Origin of the sequence: uncultured Veillonella sp., from assembly GCF_934190855.1 — a bacterium.
Taxonomy (GTDB): domain Bacteria; phylum Bacillota; class Negativicutes; order Veillonellales; family Veillonellaceae; genus Veillonella.
Map to the genome: position 1 here is coordinate 1 of NZ_CAKPTN010000075.1, position 7,931 is coordinate 7,931.

General features: G+C 41.8%; 9 protein-coding genes. 5 read left to right on the forward strand and 4 right to left on the reverse strand.

The window, feature by feature from the left end; genetic code table 11:
* Positions 1-218 precede the first annotated feature (218 nt).
* Positions 219-638 carry a GNAT family N-acetyltransferase gene (locus Q0F90_RS05580; RefSeq protein WP_296004096.1) on the forward strand — a complete coding sequence of 140 codons (420 nt, stop codon included), beginning with the start codon at positions 219-221 and terminating at the stop codon, positions 636-638.
* 174 nt (positions 639-812) lie between these two features.
* Complete coding sequence (locus Q0F90_RS05585; RefSeq protein ID WP_296004097.1) at positions 813-1,295, forward strand: GNAT family N-acetyltransferase; 483 nt, start codon at positions 813-815, stop codon at positions 1,293-1,295.
* A gap of 124 nt (positions 1,296-1,419) precedes the next feature.
* Here the strand turns inward: Q0F90_RS05585 and Q0F90_RS05590 are convergent, their stop codons facing one another.
* From Q0F90_RS05590 to Q0F90_RS05605, 4 genes are all read right to left on the reverse strand, one after another.
* On the reverse strand, positions 1,420-2,520 hold the full coding sequence (locus Q0F90_RS05590) for a metal ABC transporter permease (RefSeq protein ID WP_296004098.1): 1,101 nt from the start codon (positions 2,518-2,520) through the stop codon (positions 1,420-1,422).
* Positions 2,517-3,482 (reverse strand): metal ABC transporter permease, encoded by a 966-nt coding sequence (locus Q0F90_RS05595; RefSeq protein ID WP_296004100.1) that lies wholly within the window; start codon positions 3,480-3,482, stop codon positions 2,517-2,519. Before Q0F90_RS05595 ends, Q0F90_RS05590 begins: the two co-directional genes overlap by 4 nt.
* Positions 3,479-4,210, reverse strand: coding sequence for a metal ABC transporter ATP-binding protein (locus Q0F90_RS05600; RefSeq protein WP_296004101.1), 732 nt, complete (start codon positions 4,208-4,210; stop codon positions 3,479-3,481). Before Q0F90_RS05600 ends, Q0F90_RS05595 begins: the two co-directional genes overlap by 4 nt.
* 108 nt (positions 4,211-4,318) lie before the next feature.
* On the reverse strand, positions 4,319-5,260 hold the full coding sequence (locus Q0F90_RS05605) for a metal ABC transporter solute-binding protein, Zn/Mn family (RefSeq protein ID WP_296004103.1): 942 nt from the start codon (positions 5,258-5,260) through the stop codon (positions 4,319-4,321).
* A 426-nt stretch (positions 5,261-5,686) separates the two neighbouring features.
* On the opposite strand from Q0F90_RS05605, the gene Q0F90_RS05610 reads away from it, so the two are divergent.
* From Q0F90_RS05610 to Q0F90_RS05620, 3 genes are all read left to right on the forward strand, one after another.
* Positions 5,687-6,064: an energy transducer TonB gene (locus Q0F90_RS05610; RefSeq protein ID WP_296004105.1), complete on the forward strand. Its 378-nt coding sequence runs from the start codon at positions 5,687-5,689 to the stop codon at positions 6,062-6,064.
* Between the two features lie 10 nt (positions 6,065-6,074).
* Positions 6,075-6,416: an energy transducer TonB gene (locus Q0F90_RS05615; RefSeq protein WP_296004109.1), complete on the forward strand. Its 342-nt coding sequence runs from the start codon at positions 6,075-6,077 to the stop codon at positions 6,414-6,416.
* Positions 6,417-6,571: 155 nt separating this feature from the next.
* The coding region (locus tag Q0F90_RS05620; RefSeq protein ID WP_296004107.1) for a DUF438 domain-containing protein at positions 6,572-7,931 on the forward strand (1,360 nt) is incomplete at its 3' end.

Below are 7,931 nucleotides of genomic sequence, written 5' to 3' on the forward strand. Positions count from 1 at the left end.
CAAGGAAATGGTGCTGGACACAATTGAACCGTTACAGGCAGCCATCCATTTGTACAAGAAGCATGGCTTTGTTGAATGTGAGCCGTACTATCATAATCCGATGGATGATGTTATCTATATGAGTAAATCACTTATTTGATAGCATCTATTAGATATTGTATGTATAAGAATCTTGAAATCTAGGTTCTAAGAAACTAGGAATTCATTGGAGGACTGTTATGCCAATTACTTATACAAACGAACGAAATTTTACTCCCCAGCAGGTAGCAGAGTTATTTTTATCTGTCCGTTGGGTAGTCGGTAAATATCCTGATCGGTTACATAAGGCTCTAATGAATTCTTCTCGTGTGATTTCTGCGTGGGATGGTGATCGTTTAGTTGGTCTTATCCGCGTTATGGATGATAGCGAGCTAGTGTGCTTTATAAATTATGTGCTAGTGCATCCCAACTATCAGGGCCATGGTATTGCAGGTCATTTACTTGAAATGGTGAAAGATGCTTACAAGTCTTACTTGTACATTAATGTTATGATTGGTGATAGCACTAATACACCGTTTTATGAAAGGCACGGTTTTAAGGTAAAAGAGAATTCCTTGCCGATGCAGTATCGCAATGTACCTAAATATACAGAAAAATAATAGGTGAATTAATATAAGGCTACACATAGGTATATCTATGTGTAGCCTTTATGGTGTAAACTATTTATACTAAAAATGATTTATTGTTAGCTGATTTATTTTGAAATGTAATATATAAAAATCTATAAATACACAAATAAATAGATAGATAGATACATAAAGAGGGACATTAATATGTTAATACGAAAAGCAACAACCGAAGATTTAGATTTAGTGACACATATTGAAGCAACTTGCTTTCCGCCAGCAGAGGCGGCACCTCATGAGGCCTTTGCAGAGCGATTAAAGTATTATGCAGGGCAGTTTTTAATTGCCTTTGATGGGGAAACTCCAATCGGTTTTATTGATGGCTTCGTAACAGATGATGAAATCTTAACAGATGAGATGTTCGCCGATGCTTCTCTGCATAATCCAAATGGTGCATGGCAGATGATATTTGGTTTAAACACATTGCCAGAGCATCGGAATCGTGGTGTAGGTGGTATGTTAATTGAGGCTTTTATCGACCTTGCGAGAGAGGAAAAGCGTAAGGGGGTTATTTTAACTTGTAAGGAAGAAAAGATTCATTATTACGCCAAGTTTGGCTTTGTAAATGAAGGTGAATCTGTATCTGATCACGGTGGTGCTAAGTGGTATCAGATGCGTGTTGTGTTCTAGCCATATAATTACATACAAAAGAAGAAGCTGAAATCTTGCAGAGTAGCATTGATTTCAGCTTCTTTTTGTTGGGAAAATATGTATTTTTGAAGGCGTCTAATTAACATTCATTAAATAAAATTAATTAAATGATTTCCTTTACCTGCGCTACACCTTTATCGGTGAGCATATAGTAACCATTTGTCACATATAGCAAGCCTTGTTTCTTAAGGTGTGATGCGGCTTGGTGTGTATAGTCTGGCTTCCAGTTCAGGTGTTCGTGAATGGTGCCAATACCGTTTTCAGTGGCTGCTATAGGCGTATTCATATGGGTATAGATATGACAGAGCATCATCATTTCTCGATAGTGACGGCGCAAGTGGCGTTGGCGTCGATAGGTGGCGATATAGCCCGTCTTTGGCGTGCCAATAACAGCGATTAATAGGGCGAGACCTATGGTCGTTGCGATAGCGCCTGCAATGGATACGTCTAGTGTGAAAGCAACTTCTGTACCGATGACAGCACAGATAATGCCGATGATGATACTGCTAATAAGCATGGCTTTCACAGAGTCGGTCCATAAATAAGCGATGACCGCTGGTCCAATCATGAGTCCAATTACGAGGATGGCACCGACCGCTTGGAACGAGGCCACTACGGTGAGGGATACCATGGTCATGAGGACGTAATGGATGAGGGCGGGCATAAAGCCGAAAAGCCCTGCTAGGAGTGGATCAAAGGTAGAGAGTTGCAGTTCCTTGTAGAATAGCATAACCAATACGAGGTTGATAAGCGCCACCACTAGGGAAATCCATAGTGATACAGGACCTAAGTCAGTGCCATTTACAATCCATCTGTCAAATGGAGCGAACGCAATTTCCCCTAGAAGTGCTGTATCTACGTCGAGATGAGCGTTGCCACTGTAGAGACTGACGAGGATGATAGCAATGGAGAAGAGAAGGGGGAAGATGATACCGATAGACGCGTCTTCGTTGACGAGGCCCGTGTTATGAATCATTTCTGTAAGCCATACAGTGCCTACGCCGACTAGCGTTGCTCCTACTAGAAGCAAGGGAGAGTTTAAGTCTTCCGTTACAAAGAAGGCGAGCACGATGCCGAGGAATACGGTGTGTGTAATGGCATCGGCCATCATGGACATGCGGCGTAGTACGAGGAATACACCCGGGATAGAGCACGCGATAGATACCGCAATGGCGATGAGTAAAATTTCTGTATGTACTGTCATGGGGCACCTCCTATACGAGGCTGCCCTCTCTCAGCTCTATATATCTTTTGTTGTAAATCAGCAGGGCTTATTCTCGCAGTTTCAGATAATAAAGCTTGTTTTGATTGTTTGTTTTTACGATATTGCCACAAGATGCCTCTATTAGGTGCAAAAATGAGGCTCAATAGGACGATAACCGACAGGATGACGATGATGGCAGGCCCTGTCGGTAGTTTTTGTACGGTTGTACTCCAGATAGTGCCGCCGATGGCAGATACCATGCCAAAGAATCCTGCTAGTATACACATGGTTCCTAGCTTGTTCGTCCACTGACGGGCCCCTACGGCCGGTGCAATGAGTAGAGAACTGATCAAGATAGCCCCTACCGACTGAATGCCGATGATAATGGTCATAATCAGTAGTGAACGATATAAAATGAGGGTAAAGGTGACAGGAATCTGTAATGTTTTGGCATATTCTACGTCAAAGGAAATGAGTTTTAGCTCCTTCCAAAATAGTGCAGTTAACACAATGATGATGAGTGCTGCCGCCGATGTAATGTACACATCGCGGGCTAATATGGTGGCGGCCTGTCCAAATATAAATTTTGAAAGCCCTGCCTGCCCTGCATTATTTAGGCTTTGTACGTAGGTGAGGAGAACCATACCGAGCCCAAAGAAGGCAGATAGTATAGTAGCCAAAGCGCCATCAAATTTGATTTTACTGTTTTCGACGGTGATGGTAATGAGCCAAGCTGCGGTAATTGAGGAGAGGGCAGCACCGGTGATGAGCACCTCGATATCCTTAATGCCTGTCAGCAAGAAGGCGATAACTACACCTGGTAGTGCTGCATGGGAGAGACCGTCACCGATGAGGCTTTCCTTGCGCAGTACTGCAAAGGTGCCCGCAATACCACTGGCGAGGCCTAAGAGCGCCGTGCCGAGTAGTACCATCTGCGTCGTATAGGATTGGAGTATGGTCATACAATCCTCCCCTTGCCGTAGGTGCGCTCGATGGCTTCCTCTGTAAACGTATCTGCTACAGGTCCATAGGCAACAGTCTGTTTGTTCACCATCGTTACCCAGTCAAAATATTGAGGCACCGTATTTAAATCGTGGTGTACGACGATAACCGTTTTACCGCGCGCTTTCATTTCTTGTAACAGGGAAATAATAGCGTGTTCCGTTGTTTTATCGACGCCCTTAAAGGGTTCGTCCATGAGGTAAATATCGGCCTCTTGCACGAGGGCACGAGCTAAGAATACACGCTGTTGTTGTCCTCCTGAAAGTTGACGAATTTGCCTATTTACATAGTCACTCATGCCCATTTTGTCGATCATGGAGAGGGCCAGTTCTTTATCCTTTTTACTAGGTCGTTTGAACCAACCAAGATGACCATAACGGCCCATGAGTACGACGTCTAATACGGTAGTAGGAAAGTCCCAGTCGACACTACCACTTTGTGGGACGTAAGCGATTTTTTTGTAATCATATTTGTCCATCGCTAAGTGGTGATCGATATAAAACTTAACACTCCCTGAGATAACTGTTAATAGGCCTAACATGGCCTTTAATAATGTAGATTTTCCGGCCCCATTAGGGCCGACGATAGCCGCTAAGGAACCGATGGGCACCTTCATATCTACGTCCCATAATACGGGTTTTGTCGTATAGGCTACGGTCATATCTTCAACTTCAACGGCCCATTCCATAGAGACCTCCTTTTACTAATGAGTGCTACTAGTAATGTATTACTAGTAGCATGTGTACTTACATAGGGACATACATTTTATATCGTCCTTGATTTGAAACGTTATTTGTTATTTAAGTGCTTTAGCGATAGTATCGATGTTAGCTTTTACCATACCGATATATGTGCCGCCTTCAGTGCCTTCAGAACCGAGGGAGTCGGAGTATAATTCACCACCGATAGCAACGTTCCAGCCTTTAGCCTTAGCTGCTTCTTGAACGGCTTCAATTGTTTTGTGTGGTACAGAAGATTCTACGAAGATCGCTTTAATTTTGTGATCTACGATAAATTGAACAAGTTCATTCACATCTTGTGTACCAGCTTCTGTAGCAGTACTTACACCTTGCAAACCTTTTACTTCAAAGCCATAAGCGCGAGCAAAGTATTGGAATGCATCGTGTGCTGTTACGAGAACGCGAGATTCTTTAGGAATCGATTCTGCTTGTGCTTTGATGTATGCATCTGTTTCATCTAGTTTAGTGAGGTATGCATCATATCGTTTTTTGAAATCTTCTTTGTGAGCTGGATCTGCTTTAGCAAGACCTTCGTAAACAGCTTTGGCAGCAAGTTTCCAGTTAGCTACATCGAACCAAATATGAGGGTCTTTAGTTTTCACGCCATCTTCTTCGTCAAAGTCGAGTAAAGTAGCTGGATCAATAGCGTCGGATACGCGGATAGTAGCTTTATTTTGTTTTGTTAAATTGTCGAAAATGGAACCCATTTTACCTTCTAAGTGAATGCCGTTGTACACGACAACATCTGCTTTAGACATAGTTGTTACATCGCCGGCGCTCGCTTGATAGAGGTGAGGGTCTACGCCAGGGCCCATGAGACCTTGTACAGATACATGGTCACCGCCGATTTCTTTTACCAAATCCGTTAACATTGTCGTTGTGGCAACGACGTTTAGTTTTTTCTGGCTGTCTTGGGCTGCATCTTTTCCACAGCCTGCTAATGCGAACAACATAAGTGCTAATGATACGACGATTAGTAAGATTCGATTGAATTTCATAATAAACCTCCTTTTATAGGTACTGCGTTAAAAACTTTAGTTATCTTGTTAATACATAAGTGATACAATCTACCCTTATTTAAGCGGAAAAATAGCCGCTACTAACGTAGCGGCTAGTGGCAGTTATACGTTCTTCTGCTAAGGTCACAATCGTTAAGGGATGAGAGATTGTAGATGGTTTGGCCCAATGAGGGCAACGATACCAAGTACCATCATGACCTTCATTTGAATACGCTTTCTACGTCTCATGATGAACCTCCTTTGTGTAGTTTTTTGTCATATCAACCTGATATGTAAGTCCGAACAGTTATCTTGATATCAATATATCATAAATGAGAAATTTTATCAATAAGAATTTATTCTTTAAATATTCATCTTAATTTAGTATGATATTATGCATAGACGAAATGAGTAAGGAGGCTTATTATGAATAAATTATTCCGATACACTGCTGCAGCTGTACTTGTTGCATCTTTCGGCATGTTAGGTAATTATACAGCTGATGCGGCAAAGTTCTTAGAATCTCCAAGAGAGGTTCATATTGTGAAGCCTGAGTTGCCTGAGATTCCTCAAACGGCTACGGTGACGCCAGATATGCGCGTACGCTTCTTGATTGATAAAAAAGGGAATGTTAAAAATGTTTTCGTTGAACGTTCCTCTGGCTATGCTCCCGTTGATGAAGCAGTAAAAAAAGCAATCATGCAGTGGAAGTTTACACCTGCCATTGGCACGGATCAAAAGGCTCATGAATCTATAATTGGGATGACAATTACTCTGCCTAAGCATGCTGTAACAGCTAAATAAGGAGATAATGATGAATAAAGTGTTGCGTTGTACGATGTTGAGCGCATTGTTTGTAACTGGTTTGGCTGCCTCTGTATGGGCGGCTCCTTATCAACCGCCTACAGCGGTATCTACGCCAGCTGTAGATCGAGCGATTCTTGCCGGTTATAATGGTGCCGTTCATGGTGCAGATGTACGTTTTACCATCAATGAAGACGGCTCTGTAGGGGAGATTGAGATCGTAGCATCTAGTGGCTCTAGTGCTGTTGATGCGGCTCTCGTTGAAACTATTTCTACATGGCGATTTAACCCTGCTACAGACTCAAATGGTAATCCGGTAGCATCTTCTAAAACTGAATATATTGATTTTTAATCTAATGAAAGGCACTCATATTTAGGTATGGGTGCTTTTTTACGTTTTGTAACTTTTACAAAAAATACAAAATTGTATCTATGGCAACTGAAAATTACTTTCAAAATGGTATAATGAAATTATACTAATACATTAGCCCTTGGAGGTATACACATATGAATCCATTAAAACAAAAGCTAGATATTAATAATGAACGTTACAGAATTATCGTGTCCGTGAAAGAAGATTATTTAGACGGCAAATTGTCCTTAGAAGAGGGCAATCGTATTTTGAAAGAAAAATTAGGCACTTGTACGCCAGATGAGTTTGCTTATGCAGAGCAAAGCTTGAAAGGTGTTTACAAGGATGAAGAAATCCTAGATAAGATGGATGATTTATTGAACTTGTTTGATGGCGTATTAGTACGCGCTCAAAATGAGTATCCTGAAAATCATCCGTTGTGGGTGTACTTAGAAGAAATCAATGCTGTTGAAAAGGTAGCTCTTGAAGCAGATGAATTGCTGAAGCAAGAGAAGTTTATTAAAAATCCATGGCTTGGTATTTTTGATTCTTTAGCGCAATGGAGAACGCATCTATCTCGTAAGCAAAACCAACTCTATCCAATGCTAGAGGAACATGGTTTTGACCGTCCAACGCGTATTATGTGGACCTTTGATGACGGCGTACGCGATGCTATTTCTGCTTCTTACGCATTGCTGCGTGAAGATAAATACGAAGAGTTCTTAGCGTCCGTGCCGGAAACATTGGCAAAATTGCGCGATTTGAACTCCAAAGAGTTAGAGGTTTTATTGCCAACATCCTTTAAATTATTAAGTGATGAAGAGTTTGTGCGCATGAGCAAAAATGACCATGAAATTGGTTATGCTATCATTAATCCACCAGGTTTATACGTAGTGCCAGGCATCAATGATTCTGCAGCACAACTAAATGCGAATAACGCTGGTCAAAACGGCGCTGTATCTAACGAATTCTTAAACGATTTAGCAGGCCTATTGTCTAAATATGTGGGTCCTGTAGGCGGGGCACCTGTTGGTAAGGATGCTGTACTAGACGTAGCCACTGGCAAATTGACCTTAGAACAAATCAATTTATTGTTCCGTCATCTTCCTGTAGATTTATCCTATGTAGATGAAAACGAACTCGTTAAATTCTACAGCGATACGCCACATCGCATTTTCCCTCGCAGTGCTAACGTTATTGGCCGTGAGGTAAAGAATTGTCATCCTGCGAAATCTGTTCACGTAGTAGAAGAAATCGTAGAGAAATTCCGTTCTGGCGAGCAAAGCCAAGCTGAATTCTGGATTAATAAACCAGGCTTGTTTATCTATGTTATCTACACGGCGGTGCGCGATGAAAATGGCAAATTCCGCGGTGTCCTAGAAATGATGCAAGACTGCACTCATATCCGTGAATTAGAAGGTTCCCGTACATTGTTAACATGGGATAAAACTGAGTTCGTAGGTGACAGTGTTAAAGAAAAATCCTTAGCTCAAGAGGCAGCGGAAGAGGTAGACG